At 63.7% G+C, this 19,298-nt stretch carries 17 protein-coding genes; 5 read left to right on the top strand and 12 right to left on the bottom strand.

Translation table 11 applies throughout. The annotated features are described in order from the left end of the window. Window positions 1-44 precede the first annotated feature (44 nt). A complete protein-coding gene (locus CJU94_RS32165; RefSeq protein WP_095422562.1) occupies window positions 45-1,949 on the bottom strand; it encodes an AAA family ATPase in 1,905 nt (634 codons plus the stop codon). 588 nt (window positions 1,950-2,537) lie between these two features. On the opposite strand from CJU94_RS32165, the gene CJU94_RS32160 reads away from it, so the two are divergent. Then, window positions 2,538-3,161: an ABC transporter ATP-binding protein gene (locus tag CJU94_RS32160; RefSeq protein ID WP_095422561.1), complete on the top strand. Its 624-nt coding sequence runs from the start codon at window positions 2,538-2,540 to the stop codon at window positions 3,159-3,161. Window positions 3,162-3,288: 127 nt separating this feature from the next. Here CJU94_RS32160 and CJU94_RS32155 read toward each other — a convergent pair whose 3' ends face one another. The 8 genes from CJU94_RS32155 to CJU94_RS32120 form a co-directional block, all read right to left on the bottom strand. Next, a complete protein-coding gene (locus tag CJU94_RS32155; RefSeq protein ID WP_095422560.1) occupies window positions 3,289-4,296 on the bottom strand; it encodes a zinc-dependent alcohol dehydrogenase family protein in 1,008 nt (335 codons plus the stop codon). A 260-nt stretch (window positions 4,297-4,556) separates the two neighbouring features. After that, window positions 4,557-4,871 carry a heme-degrading protein HmuQ gene (hmuQ, locus tag CJU94_RS32150; RefSeq protein ID WP_095422559.1) on the bottom strand — a complete coding sequence of 105 codons (315 nt, stop codon included), beginning with the start codon at window positions 4,869-4,871 and terminating at the stop codon, window positions 4,557-4,559. Window positions 4,872-4,977: 106 nt separating this feature from the next. Continuing rightward, the gene (locus CJU94_RS32145; protein WP_095422558.1) at window positions 4,978-5,937 is read right to left on the bottom strand and encodes an O-fucosyltransferase family protein; all 960 of its coding nucleotides are present in this window, start codon (window positions 5,935-5,937) and stop codon (window positions 4,978-4,980) included. A gap of 126 nt (window positions 5,938-6,063) precedes the next feature. After that, on the bottom strand, window positions 6,064-7,647 hold the full coding sequence (locus CJU94_RS32140) for a tetratricopeptide repeat protein (protein ID WP_095422557.1): 1,584 nt from the start codon (window positions 7,645-7,647) through the stop codon (window positions 6,064-6,066). A 146-nt stretch (window positions 7,648-7,793) separates the two neighbouring features. After that, on the bottom strand, window positions 7,794-8,156 hold the full coding sequence (locus tag CJU94_RS32135) for a copper-binding protein (protein WP_095422556.1): 363 nt from the start codon (window positions 8,154-8,156) through the stop codon (window positions 7,794-7,796). Between the two features lie 38 nt (window positions 8,157-8,194). Next, the gene (locus tag CJU94_RS32130) at window positions 8,195-9,490 is read right to left on the bottom strand and encodes a multicopper oxidase family protein (protein ID WP_095422555.1); all 1,296 of its coding nucleotides are present in this window, start codon (window positions 9,488-9,490) and stop codon (window positions 8,195-8,197) included. A gap of 1 nt (window position 9,491) precedes the next feature. After that, complete coding sequence (locus tag CJU94_RS32125; RefSeq protein ID WP_095422554.1) at window positions 9,492-10,922, bottom strand: TolC family protein; 1,431 nt, start codon at window positions 10,920-10,922, stop codon at window positions 9,492-9,494. Beyond that, window positions 10,919-11,221 carry a hypothetical protein gene (locus tag CJU94_RS32120; RefSeq protein ID WP_095422553.1) on the bottom strand — a complete coding sequence of 101 codons (303 nt, stop codon included), beginning with the start codon at window positions 11,219-11,221 and terminating at the stop codon, window positions 10,919-10,921. Before CJU94_RS32120 ends, CJU94_RS32125 begins: the two co-directional genes overlap by 4 nt. A gap of 682 nt (window positions 11,222-11,903) precedes the next feature. Here CJU94_RS32120 and CJU94_RS32110 point away from each other — a divergent pair. Together CJU94_RS32110 and copM are read left to right on the top strand one after the other, a co-directional pair. Continuing rightward, window positions 11,904-12,101 carry a heavy-metal-associated domain-containing protein gene (locus CJU94_RS32110; RefSeq protein ID WP_095422551.1) on the top strand — a complete coding sequence of 66 codons (198 nt, stop codon included), beginning with the start codon at window positions 11,904-11,906 and terminating at the stop codon, window positions 12,099-12,101. 122 nt (window positions 12,102-12,223) lie between these two features. Next, complete coding sequence (gene copM / locus CJU94_RS32105) at window positions 12,224-12,619, top strand: CopM family metallochaperone (RefSeq protein ID WP_095422550.1); 396 nt, start codon at window positions 12,224-12,226, stop codon at window positions 12,617-12,619. A gap of 51 nt (window positions 12,620-12,670) precedes the next feature. Here copM and CJU94_RS32100 read toward each other — a convergent pair whose 3' ends face one another. Continuing rightward, window positions 12,671-13,693: an AraC family transcriptional regulator gene (locus CJU94_RS32100; RefSeq protein ID WP_095422549.1), complete on the bottom strand. Its 1,023-nt coding sequence runs from the start codon at window positions 13,691-13,693 to the stop codon at window positions 12,671-12,673. Between the two features lie 240 nt (window positions 13,694-13,933). Here CJU94_RS32100 and CJU94_RS32095 point away from each other — a divergent pair, with 240 nt between their 5' ends. Both CJU94_RS32095 and CJU94_RS41030 read left to right on the top strand, forming a co-directional pair. Further along, window positions 13,934-14,770 carry a class I SAM-dependent methyltransferase gene (locus tag CJU94_RS32095; RefSeq protein WP_095422548.1) on the top strand — a complete coding sequence of 279 codons (837 nt, stop codon included), beginning with the start codon at window positions 13,934-13,936 and terminating at the stop codon, window positions 14,768-14,770. Continuing rightward, a complete protein-coding gene (locus CJU94_RS41030) occupies window positions 14,767-14,943 on the top strand; it encodes a hypothetical protein (RefSeq protein WP_157763828.1) in 177 nt (58 codons plus the stop codon). Before CJU94_RS32095 ends, CJU94_RS41030 begins: the two co-directional genes overlap by 4 nt. Before the next feature lie 126 nt (window positions 14,944-15,069). Here CJU94_RS41030 and prpF read toward each other — a convergent pair whose 3' ends face one another. Both prpF and acnD read right to left on the bottom strand, forming a co-directional pair. After that, window positions 15,070-16,257, bottom strand: coding sequence for a 2-methylaconitate cis-trans isomerase PrpF (gene prpF / locus CJU94_RS32090; protein WP_095422547.1), 1,188 nt, complete (start codon window positions 16,255-16,257; stop codon window positions 15,070-15,072). 145 nt (window positions 16,258-16,402) lie between these two features. Next, on the bottom strand, window positions 16,403-19,000 hold the full coding sequence (gene acnD / locus CJU94_RS32085) for a Fe/S-dependent 2-methylisocitrate dehydratase AcnD (RefSeq protein ID WP_095422546.1): 2,598 nt from the start codon (window positions 18,998-19,000) through the stop codon (window positions 16,403-16,405). Between the last annotated feature and the right edge of the window lie 298 nt (window positions 19,001-19,298).

Here is a 19,298-nt window from a genome sequence, read left to right as displayed (position 1 = left end):
GCGCCGCCCGCACGCGTCACAGCTCTGCGCGGCCGGTTATCCGTTCAAGCCGCCGCCGGCTCGTGAACGATTTTCAGCGTGCTTTTGTGCTCCCTGATCAACCGGTACACGGTCTCTCCGGGCACCGTCTCCTGTTCGAGCAATTCGTCCGCAATCGCGCGCAGCACCGGCTCGTATGCGTGCAGAAGCCCAAAGCACAACTCATTCAATTCCTTCAGCAGTACGTTCGCGTGTTCGATCGCACTCTTCATTTGCAAACCCGCATACTGCGACGGCAGCGCCGCGAGGCTAAACAGATTACCGTCGCTGTTGAAGCCGAATTTCGACACCATGTCGAGGCTGATGCGCGACGCTTCCTGCAGATCCGAGGCCGCGCCGCTCGATGCTTCGGAGAACATCAGAATCTCAGCGTTGCGCCCGCCGAGCAAAACCTGGATTTCGTTGCGGATCTCGGTCTCGCGATACAGATGCTTGTCTTGCGCTTTCGTAATGAGCGCGACACCCAACGCGCCGCCGCGCGGCAGGATCGTGACTTCTTCCAGCACGCCGGTGCCCAGCAGCGCGGCGACGAGACCATGCCCCGCTTCGTGCACGGCGATGCGCGTGCGTTCGTCTTCGCTCAATGCGCGCTCGGCGCCGCTCACGTCGCCGATACGCGCAATCTTGATCGCCTCCATGAAATGCTTCGCGGCGATTTCCGTGTCGCCGGATTTGCGCGCGACGAGGCCCGCCTGATTCACCACCATCGCGACCGTTGCCGGAGACAGCCCCGTGGTCAGACGCGCCAGCTGGTCATAGTCGATGTCGGCGGATTTCGACTTCAGCTTCTGCGCATAGAAACGGAAAATCTTCGCGCGGTCTTCACGATCGGGCAAACGCACCTGCACGGTGCGATCGAAGCGGCCGGGCCGGCGCAATGCCTCGTCCAGATTGTCGGGATGATTGGTCGCCGCGACGATAATGACCCCTTCGTTCGAGGCAAAGCCATCCATCTCCGCCAGCAATTGATTAATGATGCGGTTGCTCTCGGCTTCGACCGGACCGCTGCCCGTATCCGTGCGTTTGGCGAGGCCGTCGGCTTCGTCGATGAAGATCACCGTGGGTGCATTCTGGCGCGCCAGCTCGAACAGATGCTTGACCTTCTGGATGCCGACGCCGTAGTACTTCGCACTGAAATAGCTGCCCGTGATCGAAATGAAGTTCGCGCCGCATTCGCCCGCCAGCGCCTGGGCGAGCCGCGTCTTGCCGACGCCCGGTCCGCCCACCATCAGAATGCCGCACGGCGCGCGCACGCCCATCGACGTGAACTGCTTCGGGTCCGACAGATAGCTGCGAATGTCCGCGAGCGCCGCCTTCGCCTCGGCCGCGCCGATCACGTCGTCGAAACGCAGCGCGGGCGCGCTGTCGAGAAGCCTCGCGCCGCCACGCATGTCGCGCCGCATGAACCACACCATGCCGCCGATCAGCAACAGCGGGAGCAGCAAGCTGATCGCATCGCGCGTCTGATCGAACAGTTGCGCCCAGCGCGCGCCGCCGCTACGGATATCCGCGTCGGGAAGCCAGACGAGTTGATAGGCGGCGGCCTCGTCGGCCTTGGGTTCACCAAGCAGAAGCGCGTGTGAGAACGTCGCGTTATGGTCCGTGACGAAGTATTTCGTGCCGTCGCGCTTCGAAATCAGAATCGCGTTGGGACTGACGCCGACCGCCGCGACGTTGGCGTCGTGAATATCGCGCAACATTTGCGACGCGTCCTTCTCTTCGTGCGTCCATGCCGAGGCGTCGTGACGCATCTGGTTCGCGACGCCCGTCAGCGCCGGCGCGACCTGCTCCGACCGCTGCTGGTAATGCCACCCGCCGAATGCGAGCAACCCCGCGATGAATGCCGCGGCCACCACCATGGCGGTCTTGCGCGTGCGTCTTTTATCAAGCGAGTTCTTTCCCGGCTTCATGAGTCACTTCCAAAAACGGGCTCGAAGACGAGCCTCGAAACTTGTCAAAATCAGATGGGCAGAGGTTGGCGAAGGGGAATCGACTGAAGACGACACCGTGCGAGACGAGAAGACAGGACACCCAACCTTATGTCCCTTTTAACAGCGTGCATACCGTCCAGTATGCCGTGCCGCCGCTTCTTCCAATTCGCGGAAAAGGCCTAGTTCTACCGTCTATCCGGCGATTCGAGCCGCCGGAATATGGGGAGCGGACGCGGCACGCAGTGCTGGCACATGCTGCTCCGGCGCACAGTTTATCAGCGCTACATTGGTTGCGTATTCTGCATACCTACAATTAACCGCTCCCTAGTTGAAAGCGGTCAGAATTACAGTAGAGCCCTTTTTTTGGCAGACATCCAAAGCGGACGGCGACGGCACGCGAATGTATGCCGCATCCGCTCGCCGGCACTCGTTGGATCGAAACGCGCGATATACGGGCTAACGCGCCGCTCGTCAGCCGCGGCTTCGAAGGCGGCTGCCGCCACGGCCCACGCTGCTACACTTGCGCATCGCCAACCCTTACCAGACGTCAGATACACGCTCCAACCCATGCTTCGTTTCGACAACCTCAGCAAGCGCTACAGCGAACGCCTCATCTTTCAGGGACTGCATCACGACATGGCGTGCGGATGCGTGGCGTTAAACGATGAGTCCGGCAGCGGCAAATCGACGTTGCTCGGCATTCTGGCGGGCACGATCGAGCCCGACACCGGCGAAGTGTGGCTCGGCGGCCATTCGTTGCGCACCGCGCCGCTCGCTGCGCAATCCGCGCTCACCTACGTGCCCGAAGACTGCATGACCTATCCGGATCAGACCGGTCGAGCGTATTTGAACAACGTGGCATCGGCGAGACAGACCGCGCTCACCCGCGATACCCTGGACCTCGCCGAGCGCTTCGGCCTGACGCCGCATCTCGACAAACGTTTCGAGCAGATGTCGTTCGGTACGCGCAAAAAGATTTTCCTGACCGCAGCGGTGCTCGGTGAGACGCGGGTCCTGATTGCCGACGAACCCGTCGGCGGACTCGACGCCGCCGCGCGCGCCGTGCTGGTCGATTTGTTCAAGACCCTCGCGCGAACGCGCACGGTGTTCTTCTCAAGTTACGACACGGTCTTTACTGATGCGTGCGCAGCGCGCAGCGTGAACTTCGCCGACCTCGGCGGGCGCGGCTAGATCGCTCTTGTGCGCGGCCGCGCCGGCCTGCCCCACCGCAAACCACGCGAGCGACAATCGGCAAGCGGGTTTTCATCGGCGCTGACAGACCTTCACGCGCGCACGCGCAGCGGAGCATGCGGCATGCTCAAACCGCCACGCAGATCTTGCCGAAGTGCGCGCCGGATTCCTCGTGCGCAAATGCCTCGCCGAGCTTGTCCAGCGCGAACGTGCTATCGATTACCGGCTTGATACCGGTCGCTTCGAGCGCGCGGATCATATCGCGCTGATCCTGGCGGCTGCCGACGATCAAGCCTTGCAAGCGCTGCTGCCTTGCCATCAACGCCGCGGTGGGCACCGGCCCCGCCCGTCCCGTCAGCACCCCGATCAGCGCGATATGACCGCCGATCCGGCAAGCGGTGATCGACTGCGGCAAGGTCCCCGGACCGCCGACTTCGATCACGTGATCGACCCCGCGCCCGCCGGTCAGCGAGCGGACCTGCTTGCCCCATTCAGGATTCTCGCGGTAGTTGATCGTATGATCCGCGCCCAGACCGCGAAGCCGCGCGAGCTTCGCTTCCGCCGAGGACGTGGCAATCACCGAGGCGCCCATCGCCTTGGCAATCTGCAAGGCAAAGATCGACACGCCGCCGGTGCCGAGCACGAGCACCGTGTCGCCGGCTTTCAACTGACCGTCCACGACGAGCGCGCGCCATGCGGTCAGCCCGGCTGTAGTCAGCGTGGCGGACTCCACATGGCTATAGCCGCGCGGCGCATGGGTAAAGTAGTGGCTCGGCAGCACCACGGCTTCGCGTGCATAGCCGTCGACGCCGTCGCCCGGCGTGGTCGTGAAATCGGCGATGGCAGGCGGCCCGTTCTCCCAGAACGGGAAGAAGCACGACACCACGTGATCGCCCGCCTTGAATTCCGACACGCCCGCGCCGACCGCTTCGACGACGCCCGCGCCGTCCGCCATTGGAATGCGCCCCGCTTCAGCCGGCAGATTGCCGCTTACGACGCCGTAATCGTGAAAGTTCAGGGAGTTCGCGTGAATACGCACGCGAATCTGGCCCGCCCCGGGTTGGCCGGGATCGGCAATGTCGACGACCTGGAGATTGGCGACGGTGGCGGGCGACCCGATTTTGACGGCTTTCATGCGTTCGTTCCTCTGAGAGATGCGCGGGCGCGTTAGACGCCGGCGCGAGTGACCCGCAAAAGAATACCGCAAGCACGCTTCGCGCGTGGTCGCGCGGTCACATGCACGGGTCGGCATGCACGGGTCGGCATGCGAACGCTCACTGCTCGGCGAGCGCCCTTCGCGAACGTGGCGAGAATAGCGCGCGAGGCAAGTCGCCGGGTTGAACCGGGCCGCCACCGCGAACGCAATTCAGGCACGCGCGCCGATGACTCGCGCGTTCATTTGACGGTCTGAACGACCTCGAATCCTTCGAATTCCGGATGCCCGAGATAGAGCACGCGGTTATCTCCACCGGCGTTGCGATGCGCCGCACGAAAGGCCTCGGATTTCGTCCAGTCCTCGAAAGAAGCGTAATCCTTCCATACGGTGTGGCTGGAATACAGAACGTGATCTTCTTTCTGCGGTCCCTTGAGCAGATGAAATTCCACGAAACCCGGCACCTCTTTCAGGTGCGTATCGCGCGTTGTCCAGAGATGTTCGAAAGCGCCCTCGGATCCGGGCGTCACTTTGAAACGGTTCATGGCAATGTACATGCTGAAGGCCTCTTTGCAGTCACGATAGGTCTCGCGGGCTTTGATTATAGGCCCGGCACTCTTCCTGGCGATGCCACGACCGCGAGACGGCGGAACGCACGCGCGTTCAGGCCGCTTTATCCTGCGCGACCTGTTCGAGCCAGAGTCGGCTGTCGGGAAACCAGAAGGCGTCCGGCCGCGGCGGCGACACCAGTTTCACCGGCAGCGACGGGTTGAATATTCTCGACCACGCCGACAGATACGACGGCGTTTTCACGAGATACCCGCAGCGCGATAGCAGCAGACTGGAGAGCAGCGCTTCGCGGCCGATTTCGAGCCCTGGATAGCCGCTGAAATGAACCGGCGTGTTGCCGCTCGCGAGCATTTTCGCGGGTGCCACCTTGACCGGCTTGCGAAATGGCCATGCAACGAAGAAGTCGAGAAACGCCTGTTCGTCGCTTGAAATGAAAACGTCGCTCAGGTGCGGGTTCTCCGCCAGCGTCGTCTCTATGTGACGACAGAAATCGCCCCATGAAACCGGAATGGCTTCCAGCGTCTTGCCCGTGCCTCTGAAATGCGCGCCGAGCGTCGACATGCCGATCTCGAGCCGCTGGCAGATCGCTTCGACTTCACCCTGGATGTGGCCGGCCGGCCGGTAGTGGGCGAAGAATAGCTCGCTGGCGCTCACGAGTTGAAGCCGCGCCTCATAGCGTTGGCGAAATCCTAACTGGACCAGGTCGCGAACCGTCGACTTTCTCACCCTGTGCGTCACCGACGCCGTGGCCTCGCCGTGCCTGCAATCGAAGAAAGCCGAGAACCAGTCGATCTTTCCTTCAGGATCCCCATAGAGACCACCGCGCGCACTGATGCACGGCGTCAGACACTTTTCGTCGCAGTACATCAGAATGAACAGGACCATCTGCATCACGGAGAAAAACCCCGAGTTCTCCTGAATTTCGATGGCAAAAATGCCTCTGTTCAGACGCTGCGTAGCATGAAGTGAAATGCGGCGCGGCGTGGCCACGGAATGCTTGAACCCTTCGCTGCGCCGGATCTTTTTCGCCCGATCGACCACCTTTCTCAGCATGCCCGGCTCCTAATAAGATCTAGGTATTCTTTGAAATCGTCCGCGGCCGTGCACGGTGAAGGTCACGACGCCCAAGCATAACATCTCAAAAACGCGCGCCGAGTAAGTTCGGCTCGACTTGGTGAGCTAGCGCACAAAGCGCCGGTAAGACTTCCCGTGAGATGCGCCGGTCGATTGACGCAATGCCTCGGCGACGCGCTCCAGCACGCCGCCCCAATCGCCTCGTTGCGCTTGCGTGAAGAGCCGCACGCTGGGGTACCAGGGACTGTCGTCCCGATCGCGCAACCAGCGCCAGCAGCCGGCAAAGCGGTTGAGCAGCCACACCGGCTTGCCCATCGCCGCCGCCAGATGCGCGACCGACGTATCGACGGAGATCACGAGATCGAGGTTATCGATTAGCGCGGCGGTGTCGGCAAAGTCCGTTACGTGGTCCATCCAGTCTGTCAAACGCGTGTTCGACACGGCATCGGCACGCTTGGCCGGATCGTCCGTCTTCTGCAGACTGATCCAGCGCACGTCGTGCACCGCGAGTAACGGCGCGATTTGCGCGGGCAACAAGCTACGCGCCCGGTCTTCGGTTAGCCCTGAATGGCCGCCGGCCCACACCACGCCAATGCGCGGCAACTCCGGATCGGACAACGTGGAAAGCCGCGCGCGCCATGCGGCCGAGCGAGCGTTGTCCGCGCGCAGATACGGGGTGGCGGGAATCGTGTCCAGACGGGTGCCGAAGGCCATCGGCAGTGACATCAACGGGCAATGCCAATCCCAATCGCCTAGGTCGAACAGGCCGTCATCGAGCATCACGAGGCCCGCGAGGTGCGCGAAAGATTCCTCGTACAGACGCCGCAACGATGGCGGGCAGATGTAGCCGACCCGCGCAAAGCGTTCGAGCGCCAATGGCAGGTAGCGCACGAACTGCAGGCTATCCCCATGACCCTGCTCGGGAATCACGAGCAGGCGCGCGCCGTATGCGGGCTGCCCCGGTACACCGTTTGCGTTGTCGAGGCGCTCCCCTCTCCATTGAGGCAGCGGCAATGCCGGGCGCTCCGTGGCGGGCCGCCCGTCGGCACCCACGAAATTGGCCCAACGGTCTTCGAAATACGGCCACGCCTCTTCGTAACGGCCGGCGGCCAACAGGATCTGACTGAGGCTGGCGCGTGCTCCGAGGTAGCTCGGCGCGAGTTCGACGGCGTGCCGGAGATGGCATTGCGCTTCATCGAGCAGCCCGAGATCCTTGACGACCACACCCAGATTGGCGTGCGCCTGCGGATGGTCGGGCTTGAGTTCGATCACCCGGCGATACGCGGCGGCAGCCTCCTCCGGACGCCCCAGAACTTGCAGGACCACGGCGCGGAAGAAGTGCAGTGTCGCCGAATCCGGCTCGAGTGCGAGACCGGACTCCGCAGTTTGCAAAGCGCTTGCATAGGCGCACCGTTTGATCTGGACGACACACAAGGTGCCGTAGTACGCGGGATCCGGCCGGACTTCGAGCGCGCGCTCGGCCCAGCCTTGGGCCGATTCGAGCTGGTTCGTTGCGAGTGCAACGAGCGCATGAAGATGCAAAGCGCCGGAATGCCCGGGGGCTTGCGCGAGGATTCGATCGAGGAGCGTTTGCGCCGTTGCGATCTGACCAGCCATGCGCGCCTGATCGGCTTGGGTTAACCAGAGAGCGAGTGATTCTTCATTCGGTACGGGAGGCTGGATAGACATATCGGCGCAATGAGGACGGAACGGGACACGGCCGTATCGCGGGCAATGCTGTCTGCCCGCGATACGGCCGTGCGCGTGGATTATCAGTGCCGCTCGACGCCTCGTCTGTAGGACCGATCCGAAACGTCCGATCCATGCCGGGCGTTCTATCGTTTCTCCAGTTTCACCACCGTCAGCGCCCCGTCCACCTCTTCGGCGATGAAGTCGATTCTGTCGCCGGGCTTGACCTGCGAGAGCATCGCCGGGTCCTTCACTTTGAACACCATGGTCATCGCCTCCATGCCGAGGTTTTCCAACGGACCATGCTTGATGGTGAGCTTGCCCGCCGCCGAATCCACTTTCCTGACCTCGCCGTGCGACATGCCGGCCTTCGCTTCACCGCCCGCTTCACTGCCCGCTTGAGCGCCCTCCGTGCCCGCGGCCGCGCGACTCGCCGGGTCCGCCGCATACGCCGAAGCGCAAACCGTCGCCGTGCACACCATCACCATCGAAACCAAAACGTTCTTCATCCTGCACTCTCCTGAGTCAACCATGATCACCACCCCCATCAACCGTCCGGCAGCATGCCGGTATATTCATAAGCCACTGTTCCCTTGGGATGCCCGAACCAGCCCGGATCGCGGTAATCGTCGCGCCCCAGCCCTTCGCGCACTTTCACCACCGTGAACATGCCGCCCATTTCGAGCGCGCCGAACGGCCCGGTGCCGGTCATCATCGGCAGCGTGTTGTCGGGCAGCGGCATTTCCATCGCGCCCATCGAACCGCCCGTGCTGCCCATCGCCATATAGTCGGGCACCAGCCGGTTGATGCGTTTCGCGAGGTCTTTCTGCGGCACGCCGATCATGTTCGGCACCTGATGCCCCATCGCGTTCATCGTGTGATGCGACTTGTGGCAATGAAACGCCCAGTCGCCCGGACGGTTCGCCGTGAACTCGATGACGCGCATCTGTCCGACCGCGATATCGGCCGTGACTTCGGGCCAGCGCGCGGAAGGCGGAATCCAGCCGCCATCCGTGCCCACCACTTCGAAGTGGTAGCCATGCAGATGAATCGGGTGATTGGTCATCGTCAGATTGCCGACGCGAATGCGCACGCGATCGCCCGCGCGCACCGGCAGCGAATCGATGCCCGGAAACACGCGGGCGTTCCATGTCCACATATTGAAGTCGGTCATTTCGTTCACGCGCGGCGTGAAGCTGCCCGGGTCGATGTCGTAAGCGGACATGATGAAAGCGAAGTCGCGGTCCACCCGCAGCACGCCCGGATCTTTCGGATGAACGATGAACAGGCCCATCATGCCCATTGCCATCTGCACCATCTCGTCCGCGTGCGGGTGATACATGAACGTGCCGTGCTTCTCCAGGCGGAATTCGTAGACGAATGTCTTGCCCGGCGGAATGTGCGGCTGCGTGAGGCCGCCCACGCCATCCATGCCGCACGGCAGCAGCATGCCGTGCCAGTGGACCGTGGTGTGCTCGGGTAACCGGTTGGTCACGAAAATGCGCACCTGGTCGCCTTCGACCGCCTCGATGGTCGGCCCCGGCGCCTGGCCGTTATAGCCCCACAGATTCGCGTTCATGCCCGGCGCCAGTTCGCGCACCACCGGTTCGGCGACCAGATGAAACTCCTTCCAGCCGTTCCTCATGCGCCACGGCAACGACCATCCGTTGAGCGTGGCGACCGGCGTGTACGGCCTGCCGCCCGACGGCGCGCGCGGCGTCTGCATCGCGGCGGTGGCCATCGTGGGCGCTTCGGGCAGCGACGCGGCGCCGGCTTTGCTGACCAGCGCGGCGCCTAACAAAGCGGCTCCCGAGCCGCCGATGAAATGTCGACGTGACACCATGTCATTGACCTTCCGATTCAGTGGACGACGCCGCTTGCGTCGTGGATGCGAGCGGCGTCGCGATAGAGGCAACCGGCAAACGGCCGCCGAGCGCCTGTTGCAAATCGGTTTGCGCGAGCCAGAAGTCCTTCAGCGCGTCGATCGCGCTGTTCACCGCGCCGATCTGCTCGCGAGAATCGGCGAGCAGTTCGAACACGCTCGCGAGCATGCCGTTGTAGCGAAGCAGCAGTTCATCGGAGATGGTTTTGCGGATCGGCACGACTTCGTCCCGATAGTGCTTCGCGAGGTCGTAGCCGGACACGTAGGCCGAATACGATTCGCGCACTTCGGAGCGCGCGTTGATCGCGGTCTCGGCGACGCGATTCACCGACTGCATGTAGATCGCTTCGGACCGCGCCACTTTGGCGCTGCCCCAATCGAACACCGGGATCTCGACGCTGATTTCATAGCCCTGCTCGCGGCCGTCGGAAGTCGTGAAATTGTTCTGATAGCCGACCTCCAGCGCGTTGATGAAACGCGTCGCTTTGCTCAATCCCAGCGCGCCCGCGACGCTTTGCGTTTGCAGCTTCGCGGCCTGGACGTCGAGCCGGTTCTGCATCGCGAAGGTTTCCAGGCCCGGCAGTTCGGGGCGCGTGGCCGGCAGATCGGGCAGGCGCTCAGGCAGCGTGTACTGTGCTTGCGAACCCCAGAGGCCCAGCGCGCGAGTGAGCTTTTCTCGCGCGGACACCGACTGCTGCCGCGCTCTTGCCACTTGCGCCATGGCTTCAGCGTAAAAGGCCTGCTCGCGCGCGTAATCGAGCTTGCTGAAATGGCCCGCCTGCTGCATGCGCGAGGCGAGTTCGGCGCTGGCCTCGGCCGAGTCTTTCACCTGCTCCGCGTACACCGCCGCTTGCCCGGCGGCGACCGCGCCGATATAGGCGCGCCGGGCGTCGGCTGCGACTTTGAGCATGGCGTTCGCGGTGAGCAAGCGGGTCTGCTCGAAACGGCGGCTTTCGATGCGCGTCGCAAGCGGCATCGTCAGCACGCGTAACATGCCGAGCGTGAATGTGCGGCTGATGCTCAAGTCATCTCCGCCATGCGTGCGGCTGAACGTGAAGCCGGGATTCGGCAGGCGTCCCGCCTGAACGAGGTCCGCTTCGGCAATGCCGAGTTCGCTGTACGAAGCCTGCAGGCCGCGGTTGTTCAAGAGCGCGATCTGGACCGCGTCGTCCATGCCGAGCGGGGCGGCGAGCAGTTCTTGCGTGCGGCTGGCGGCGGCGCTTCGGTCTTGATCCGTTTTGATCAGTACGGCGTCTTTGCCGAGCCGCTCCGAGGCCACGCTCGACACGGTGCCGAAGCCGCCGTCCTTTGAAAACGTCGTGCAGCCGGCAAGCAGTGTCGCGGCAAGGGCGACTGAAGCGGCGCGGGCGGAAGGAGAAAGATACGGCCTCATTTTGCCGCCTCGCCGTGGTGAGAGCCGTGGCCGTCGGCTTTGGCGTCAGCTACGCCGGAATGCGCCGGGCCGCGGCTCTTTGCAGTGCCGCCAGATGGCTCGGCCACCTCGCGATTGAGCGCCTGCCAACTCGGTGCCTGCTGCTCGCGGTGCGGCCGATAGCCGGCCAGAGCGGACGGCGCCTCGACCGCCGGCACGGCTGCGCCCGCCTCCGCCGGATCGGGAAATAGGGGCGTGGCGCACGCGAGCGCCGGCAAAGATGCCGCCGCGCCGAGCAGCGCCGCAATGAACATTCGCATGAATAGTCTCGTCATAGGCCGCCCCGACGCGCGGCAACACGGCCGCCATCGAGACGAAATGGAACACCGCAGCGCGGGGCTGCGACAGAACTAGACGAGAGAGATTCGGGGAGGCCGTTCGACGCCGTCCGTCAGAAACGACGCGGCTCGCACAGCGGGAGGCGGAGGCACGGCAAAATGAAGCGCGTTGGCGGACACCGACGCTACCGGCGTGACGGGCAACGCGCCGCCGAAACAACAGGATGCGCAGGTAGAGCACGCATGCGCGTGAGGCTCGCCGCCAGCGGGACCGTGATGCTGGAGGTGAGCACCGGCGAGGGTGCCGGCCTGATCGGCCACCATCGCGGCGTGGTCGTGCCGCCGGGCCATGGGCCCGGCATGCTCATGGCCCGCAGACGCCCCATCGTCCACGGAATGCGAAGACTCGCATTTCATGGAGACGGCCGCGAACGACTGAACCGGAAGGCTCAGTACAAGCAGCAAGACGATGAAGAATTTGCGCCAGCAAGACATGGGAACGGAGTCTAGCATGCGGTTTTGGAAAATCGTAAGGCAGACGCGACGCAGCGTCTGCCCGCTTTTAGTGCGCGATACGGTTTCGGCCAGCCGCAAAAAAGACGCTTGACCTTACCGCCGTGGGAAGGTCCACGCTTCAGTCATGACTTCTCATCGGAGGTAGGAAATGGAATTCAACATCCCGGACATGTCGTGCGGCGGGTGCGCCAACGCCATCACGCGTGCGGTCACGAGTCTCGACCCGGCTGCGAAGCTCGAAGTCGATGTCCCCGTTAAAATCGTCAAGGTCACGTCGACGTTGGCGCCCGACCAATTGATCGAGGTCATCGAGGCAGCGGGCTTTCACCCGTCCTTGAGAGCCTGATAGGCTGACCGGCCGATCACCATGCCGGAGCGCCGTCGGGAGGGCGGTGGGCGCTGTCGCTCCACTTCCGCTTCCCGGCATCGGCGTCGTTCGAGACAACTTTCTTCCAATGGACATTCACGATGAAAAAACTTCGCGCCTTTCGTGCTCTTTGCCTGCTCGGCGGCTTTGCGTTCGCTGTCGCGGCCGCGCCCGTTCATGCCCAGCAACCGGCCGCCATGCCCGGCATGGATATGTCCGGTTCGGCGGGCGCGGACCCCGGCGAATCGACGCGAGCCTTCAAGGCCGCCGACGACAAAATGATGCAGGACATGAGCGCCGACTACACCGGCGACGCCGATAAGGACTTCGTCGCGCACATGATCCCCCATCATCAGGGCGCGATTGAAATGGCGCAGGTCGAGTTGAAGTACGGCAAGGATCCGGAGCTGAAGCGGCTGGCAAAGAACATCATCAAGGCGCAGCACGACGAGATCGCGTTTATGAAAAAATGGCAGGCCGGGCATGGCGTGAAGTAACGGTACGAGGCATTGGAGCCTTAAGGTCTGGTTAACGCTACAGCGTTCGCTCTAGCAATCCGCAGCGCTCGCGGCGGGAGAATCCACGGCGGCACCCGCCATCCCGCCCCGGCTCCGTCTCCACCCCGCCGGCGGCATCCCGAATTCGCGCTTGAAAGCGCGATTGAAGGCCGCCTCCGACTCATACCCCACCTGATCCGCCACCTCCGCTACCGACCTGGTCCCGCCGCGCAACTCCTGCGCGGCGATCTGCAGGCGCCAGTGCGCGAGGTACTGCATGGGCGGCTGACCGAGCAACTGCGTAAACCGCTGCGCCAGCGCGGAGCGCGACAGGCCCGCCGTGCGGGCAAGCTCATCCACGGTCCACGCATACGCCGGCTGCGCATGCATCAACGCCAGCGCTCGACCGACAAACCGGTCCCCCACGCCCGCCAGCCAGCCCTTTCGATCGGGCGGCAGCGCGTCGATGCAGCGCCGCACCGCCTCCACAAAGAGCAGTTCCGATAGCCGCGCGAGCACGAGCGCACTGCCAACGCGCCACTCCGCGGCCTCGGCCGTGGCGAACCGCAACGACGATTCCAGCCACGCGGATTGCGGATCGTTGCGCATGTCAACCTTGAAGATGCGCGGCAATGCGGACAGTACCGGGTTGTTCAACGTGTCGTCGCAGGCGAGAAAGCCGCACACCAGACGCGTGCTGTCGCCACCGCCGCCATAGCTGAGCGCCATCAACTGGCCCGGCGCGCTCCGCAGTTGACTTTCGAGCAGTTGCGCAGTGGGTCCGGGCGTGATGTCGAGCGAGCTGCCCAGCAGGTGCGATTCGCCTTGCGGAACGACGAGCAGCTCGCCGGCATCGACGTGAATGGCGGACGCCGGATCGTCCGCGAGTGCCGCCCAGCAGCTTCCCTCAGTGATCAGATGGTAGGAGACGACGCGTTCGGCTGGCGGAAGGAAACTGCCGCACAATGCCGCGTCCGCCTGACCGAACAAACACCATGGCGCAGTGAATTCGCCATTTAGATACACCGCGCCAGCCAGGCGAACCAGGCGAAGGACGTTGGAGAGAGCATCCATGGAGTACGCCCATGAACTTCGGCGTCCTGCGCAAAATATCTGGACGCCTGGTCATTCATCGAATCAACGCGCGCACCGATACTAGCACCCATGCGAATGGCTTACAACGATGATAAGGAATCTTGAATGTATCGAATACTTAAACCCAATTAAGGAGGCAACCCATAAATTGATAGCGGCGCCGAACTAACTCGGCAACGACACCAGCTTGCATCGCACAATTTTTTCAGGAGCATTTCCATGTCTCAAGTCCAGTCTTTTGCATCGCACACCTCCGCGTTCGCCGACGTCAAAGCACGTCAGCACGCCGCCTGGGAAACGGGCGATTACGCCGTGGTCGGCACGACGCTGCAGATCGTCGGCGAAAACCTCTGCGAGGCGCTCGACCTGCGCGCCGGCAACCGCGTGCTCGATGTGGCGGCGGGCAACGGCAACGCCACGCTTGCCGCCGCGCGCCGCTGGTGCGACGTCACGTCGACCGACTACGTCTCCTCGCTGCTCGAAGCGGGCGCGGCTCGCGCGCGAGCGGAAGGCCTGACAGCGGTGCGGTTCAGTGAAGCCGACGCCGAAGCGCTGCCCTACGCGGACGCTTCATTCGATGCCGTGATCTCGACCTTCGGCGTCATGTTTACGCCGAATCAGGAACAGGCGGCAAGCGAGTTGATGCGCGTGTGCAAGCCGGGCGGCAAAATCGGTCTCGCGAACTGGACACCCGATAGCTTCATCGGGCAGGTGTTCAAAACCATCGGCAAGTATCTGCCTCCGCCGCCAGGCCTCAAATCGCCGGCGTTGTGGGGCACGCAGGCGCGGCTTTACGAACTCTTTCAGGGAAGCGTGAAGCATGTCGCGGCAAAGCGCCGTGAGTTCACGTTCCGTTACCGCTCACCGGCACATTGGATCGAGGTATTCAGGACTTACTACGGTCCAGTCAACAAGGCATTCGCCGCGATGGACGGCGACCGGCAGGCGGCCTTCCAGCTCGACCTCATGACGCTGCTGGCCAATGGCAACCGTTCCGGCGATGAGACACTCGTGCTGCCCAGCGAGTATCTCGAGGTCGTCATGGAGCGGCTGTGAACGGGATCGGCCGCGCGCTGGCCGGCGCGGCGGTCTACTTCCTGAATCGATGGCCCACGCTCAGCGTCGTCGGCATGCGCTGTGCCACGCTGGCTCTCGGCTTGCCGCTTTTTTCTTCCGTTTGTTTTTTCGGCCTGCGGTTCGTTCTCGCCAGCTTCGGGCTGATGTCCTAGGCTTCGCCGTTTCATCCAACCCGGCTTGCTGCCCGTTTCATTCCGGTTTCGTTCCCTGTGGACGAAACCGGACTCTCGCGCCTTCGATAAATAAATCCGCGAATCGGCGCGCTCGCGCCGAACGCTTCATCGTTCCTGCGGCACCCGCACCCAGCCTTCCATCAACACGCGCGCACTGCGGCTCATGATCGCCTTGGTGACCGTCCACTCGCCGCCGTTCTCGCTCGCCTCGGCGCCGACCCGCAAGGTCCCCGAAGGATGCCCGAAGCGCACCGAGGCCTTCGCCCCGCCGCCCGCCGCCAGATTCACCAGCGTGCCCGAAATCGCGGCTGCCGTGCCGATCGCCACCGCGGCCGTGCCCATCATCGCGTGATGCAGCTTGCCCATCGACATCGCCCGCACCAGCAGATCGACATCGCCCGCGCCAATGCGCTTGCCGCTCGACGCCACGTAATCGGCCGGCTTCGCGACGAACGCGACCTTCGGCGTGTGCTGGCGCGTCGCGATCTCGTCGAGATGCTTGATCAGCCCCATGCGCAGCGCGCCGTGCGCGCGAATGGTCTCGAACATCGCGAGCGCTTTTTCATCGCTATTGATGGCGTCCTGCAACTCCGTGCCCTTGTAGCCGATCGATTCCGCATTCACGAAGATGGTCGGAATGCCCGCGTTGATCATGGTCGCCTTCAAGGTGCCGACACCCGGCACTTCGAGGTCGTCCACCAGATTGCCGGTCGGGAACATCGAGCCGCCAGCGCCCTCTTCTTCCGCGGCCGGATCCATGAATTCGAGTTGCACTTCGGCGGCCGGGAACGTGACGCCGTCGAGTTCGAAGTCGCCGGTTTCCTGCACGGCGCCGTTGGTCATCGGCACGTGCCCGATGATCGTCTTGCCGATGTTCGCCTGCCAGATGCGCACGGTCGCCACGCCGTCGCGCGGAATCCGGCTCGGGTCGACGAGGCCCGCGCTGATCGCGAACGGTCCCACGGCGGCCGAGAGATTGCCGCAATTGCCGCTCCAGTCCACAAAGGCCTTGTCGATCGACACCTGTCCGAACAGGTAATCCACGTCGTGATCGGGCCGGCTGCTTCTGGCGATGATCACCGTCTTGCTGGTGCTCGACGTCGCGCCGCCCATGCCGTCGATCTGCTTGCCGTACGGATCGGGGCTGCCGATCACGCGCATCAGCAGCGCATCGCGCGCGGTGCCCGGCACCTGGGCGGCCTCGGGCAAATCCTGCAAGCGGAAGAACACACCTTTGCTGGTGCCGCCACGCATATAGGTGGCGGCAATCTTGATCTGAGGTTGGTGGGCCATGAAAGTCGTGTCCTGATGTAGGCGGACGGTCCCCGAAGGGACTTCCTCAGGGCGCACGGCATGCCGCACCATATCGCCCTGACCCGCGTTAAAACGTTCGCTGCTTCAAGTCTTCAAGTTCGAGCGATCCGCGAACCAGGCGGCCTCAAGCCGCCGCTTTGGTCGATTCGAGAAAGTCCTGCGCAAAGCGCTGGAGCACACCGCCCGCCTCATAGATGGAGACCTCTTCGGCGGTATCGAGCCGGCATGTCACCGGCACGTCCACGCGCTCGCCGTTCCTGCGATGAATCACCAGCGTCAGATCCGCACGCGGCTTGCGCTCGCCGATCACATCGAAGGTTTCCGTGCCGTCGATACCGAGCGTGAGCCGGTTCACCCCAGGCTTGAATTCCAGCGGCAACACGCCCATGCCCACCAGATTGGTGCGGTGAATGCGCTCGAACCCTTCGGCGACGATCGCTTCCGTGCCGGCAAGCCGCACGCCCTTGGCCGCCCAGTCACGCGACGAACCCTGGCCGTAGTCGGCCCCGGCAATCACGATCAGCGGCTGCTTGCGCTCCATGTAGGTTTCGATCGCTTCCCACATGCGCGTGACCTTGCCCTCGGGCTCGATGCGCGCCAGCGAACCCGCCTTCACCTTGCCGTCTTCGAGCACCATCTCGTTCTTCAGCGTGGGGTTCGCGAAGGTGGCGCGCTGTGCCGTCAGATGGTCGCCGCGGTGAGTCGCGTAGGAATTGAAGTCTTCTTCCGGCAGGCCCATCTTCGCCAGATACTCGCCCGAGGCGCTGTCCGGCAGAATCGCGTTGGACGGCGACAGGTGATCGGTCGTGATGTTGTCGCCGAGCACGGCCAGCGGGCGCATGCCCTTGAGCGTGCGCTCACCGGCGAGCGCGCCTTCCCAATACGGCGGACGGCGAATGTACGTGCTCATGGGGCGCCAGTCGTAGAGCGGGCTGGCCTTCTCGCCCGTGTCGACCGTGACCGCGAACATCGGCTCGTACACCTTGCGGAATTGCTCCGGCTTCACGCTCGAGGCCACGATCGCATCGATCTCCGCGTCCGACGGCCAGATGTCCTTCAACGTGACGGGGTGACCGTCGGCGTCGATACCGAGCACGTCTTTCTCGATGTCGAAGCGGATCGTGCCGGCAATCGCATAAGCCACCACCAGCGGGGGCGACGCGAGGAACGCCTGCTTCGCGTACGGATGAATGCGGCCGTCGAAGTTGCGGTTGCCCGACAGCACGGCGGTCGCATACAGATCGCGCTCGACGATCTCCTTCTGGATCGCCGGATCCAACGCGCCGGACATGCCGTTGCACGACGTGCACGCATACGCGACCACGCCGAAGCCCAGTTGCTCCAGATCGTGCAACAGCCCGGCTTCTTCCAGATACAGCGTGACCGCCTTCGAGCCCGGCGCGAGCGAGGTCTTCGCCCACGGCTTGCGCGTCAGTCCACGCCGGTTCGCGTTACGCGCCAGCAGGCCGGCCGCGATCATGTTGCGCGGATTGTTGGTGTTCGTGCAGCTCGTGATCGCGGCGATGATCACCGCGCCGTCCGGCATCAGGCCTGGCTCGTTCTCCACCTTGCCGCTGATGCCGCGCGCCGCCAGTTCCGACACCGGCAACCGGCGATGCGGATTGGACGGGCCAGCCAGCGTGCGCACCACGGTGGACAGATCGAACTTCAGCACGCGTTCGTACTCGGCATGTTCGAGGCTGTCCGCCCACAGGCCGGTTTGCTTCGCGTAGGTTTCCACCAGCTTGACGAGCTCGTCGTCGCGGCCGGTGAGCTTGAGATACTTGATGGTCTGTTCGTCGATATAGAACATCGCGGCCGTGGCGCCGAACTCGGGCGCCATGTTGGCGATGGTCGCGCGGTCGCCGAGCGTGAGGCTGGCCGTGCCGGGACCGTAAAACTCGAGGTACGCGCCGACCACTTTTTCCTTGCGCAGGAATTCGGTCAACGAGAGCACGACGTCGGTCGCGGTAATGCCTTCAGCCGGCTTGCCCGTCAGTTCCACGCCGACGATATCCGGCAGGCGCATGTACGACGCGCGGCCCAGCATCACGCTTTCCGCTTCGAGCCCGCCCACGCCGACGGCGATCACGCCGAGCGCGTCCACCATCGGCGTATGGGAGTCGGTGCCGACCAGCGTATCCGGGAAAGCCACGCCGTCTTTCACCTGCACCACCGGGCTCATGCGCTCGAGGTTGATCTGATGCAGGATGCCGTTGCCCGGCGGAATCACGTCGACGTTCTTGAACGCGCGCTTGGTCCAGTTGATGAAGTCGAAGCGGTCTTCATTACGGCGATCCTCGATCGCGCGGTTCTTCGCGAACGCATCGGGATCGAAACCGCCGCATTCGACGGCGAGCGAATGATCCACCACGAGTTGGGTCGGCACCACCGGATTGACCATGGCCGGGTCGCCGCCTTGCGCGGCGATCGCGTCGCGCAGACCGGCGAGATCGACCAGCGCGGTCTGGCCGAGAATGTCATGACAGACCACGCGCGCCGGGAACCACGGGAAATCCAGGTCGCGCTTGCGCTCGATGATCTGCTTGAGCGACGCGACGAGCGTGACGGGGTCGCAGCGGCGCACGAGGTTCTCTGCCAGCACGCGCGACGTGTACGGCAGCTTGTCGTACGCGCCGGGCTGGATGGCGTCGATGGCGGCACGGGTGTCGAAGAAATCGAGCTGGGTGCCGGGAAGGCGTTTGCGGTTTGCGGTATTCATGGCGTAGGGGACAAAACAGTAATGATCCGGGAACGATGGCGGCGGCCGATCGCAGTCAGCTGCCCCTGGTTTAGCGCTTCCCTGGCGGGCCAGTCAGGTACGTGTAGTTTAGCTCCGGGCGGCGTGCCGGCCGGGTTTGCCGGCACTCGGGCGGACGCGCCGCAAAAAGCAGCCCTGGCCCGGGGTTCCAGCGAGCCAAGGCCCAATTTCATCGCGCCGCGCTCTCGAGACGCAATGAAGGACAAACCTCTGCATGGGCGCGCCGGTACTGTGACGCGCCGCACAGGTTTCAGGACGT

The sequence above is a fragment of the Paraburkholderia aromaticivorans genome (assembly GCF_002278075.1).
GTDB classification, from domain to species: Bacteria; Pseudomonadota; Gammaproteobacteria; order Burkholderiales; family Burkholderiaceae; genus Paraburkholderia; species Paraburkholderia aromaticivorans.
The sequence above is the reverse complement of the archived record's forward strand: the minus strand, read 5'-3'. Positions and strand labels throughout refer to the sequence as shown.

Coding starts and splice junctions, on each gene's coding strand:
- CJU94_RS32135 (WP_095422556.1), bottom strand. CDS start 8,156: ATGAAGAACGTTTTGGTTTCGATGGTGATGGTGTGCACGGCGACGGTT.
- CJU94_RS32140 (WP_095422557.1), bottom strand. CDS start 7,647: ATGTCTATCCAGCCTCCCGTACCGAATGAAGAATCACTCGCTCTCTGG.
- CJU94_RS32145 (WP_095422558.1), bottom strand. CDS start 5,937: ATGCTGAGAAAGGTGGTCGATCGGGCGAAAAAGATCCGGCGCAGCGAA.
- CJU94_RS32125 (WP_095422554.1), bottom strand. CDS start 10,922: ATGAGGCCGTATCTTTCTCCTTCCGCCCGCGCCGCTTCAGTCGCCCTT.
- CJU94_RS32160 (WP_095422561.1), top strand. CDS start 2,538: ATGCTTCGTTTCGACAACCTCAGCAAGCGCTACAGCGAACGCCTCATC.
- CJU94_RS32100 (WP_095422549.1), bottom strand. CDS start 13,693: ATGGATGCTCTCTCCAACGTCCTTCGCCTGGTTCGCCTGGCTGGCGCG.
- CJU94_RS32120 (WP_095422553.1), bottom strand. CDS start 11,221: ATGCGAATGTTCATTGCGGCGCTGCTCGGCGCGGCGGCATCTTTGCCG.
- CJU94_RS32165 (WP_095422562.1), bottom strand. CDS start 1,949: ATGAAGCCGGGAAAGAACTCGCTTGATAAAAGACGCACGCGCAAGACC.
- CJU94_RS32110 (WP_095422551.1), top strand. CDS start 11,904: ATGGAATTCAACATCCCGGACATGTCGTGCGGCGGGTGCGCCAACGCC.
- CJU94_RS32130 (WP_095422555.1), bottom strand. CDS start 9,490: ATGGTGTCACGTCGACATTTCATCGGCGGCTCGGGAGCCGCTTTGTTA.
- CJU94_RS32155 (WP_095422560.1), bottom strand. CDS start 4,296: ATGAAAGCCGTCAAAATCGGGTCGCCCGCCACCGTCGCCAATCTCCAG.
- acnD (WP_095422546.1), bottom strand. CDS start 19,000: ATGAATACCGCAAACCGCAAACGCCTTCCCGGCACCCAGCTCGATTTC.
- CJU94_RS32095 (WP_095422548.1), top strand. CDS start 13,934: ATGTCTCAAGTCCAGTCTTTTGCATCGCACACCTCCGCGTTCGCCGAC.
- hmuQ (WP_095422559.1), bottom strand. CDS start 4,871: ATGTACATTGCCATGAACCGTTTCAAAGTGACGCCCGGATCCGAGGGC.
- copM (WP_095422550.1), top strand. CDS start 12,224: ATGAAAAAACTTCGCGCCTTTCGTGCTCTTTGCCTGCTCGGCGGCTTT.
- prpF (WP_095422547.1), bottom strand. CDS start 16,257: ATGGCCCACCAACCTCAGATCAAGATTGCCGCCACCTATATGCGTGGC.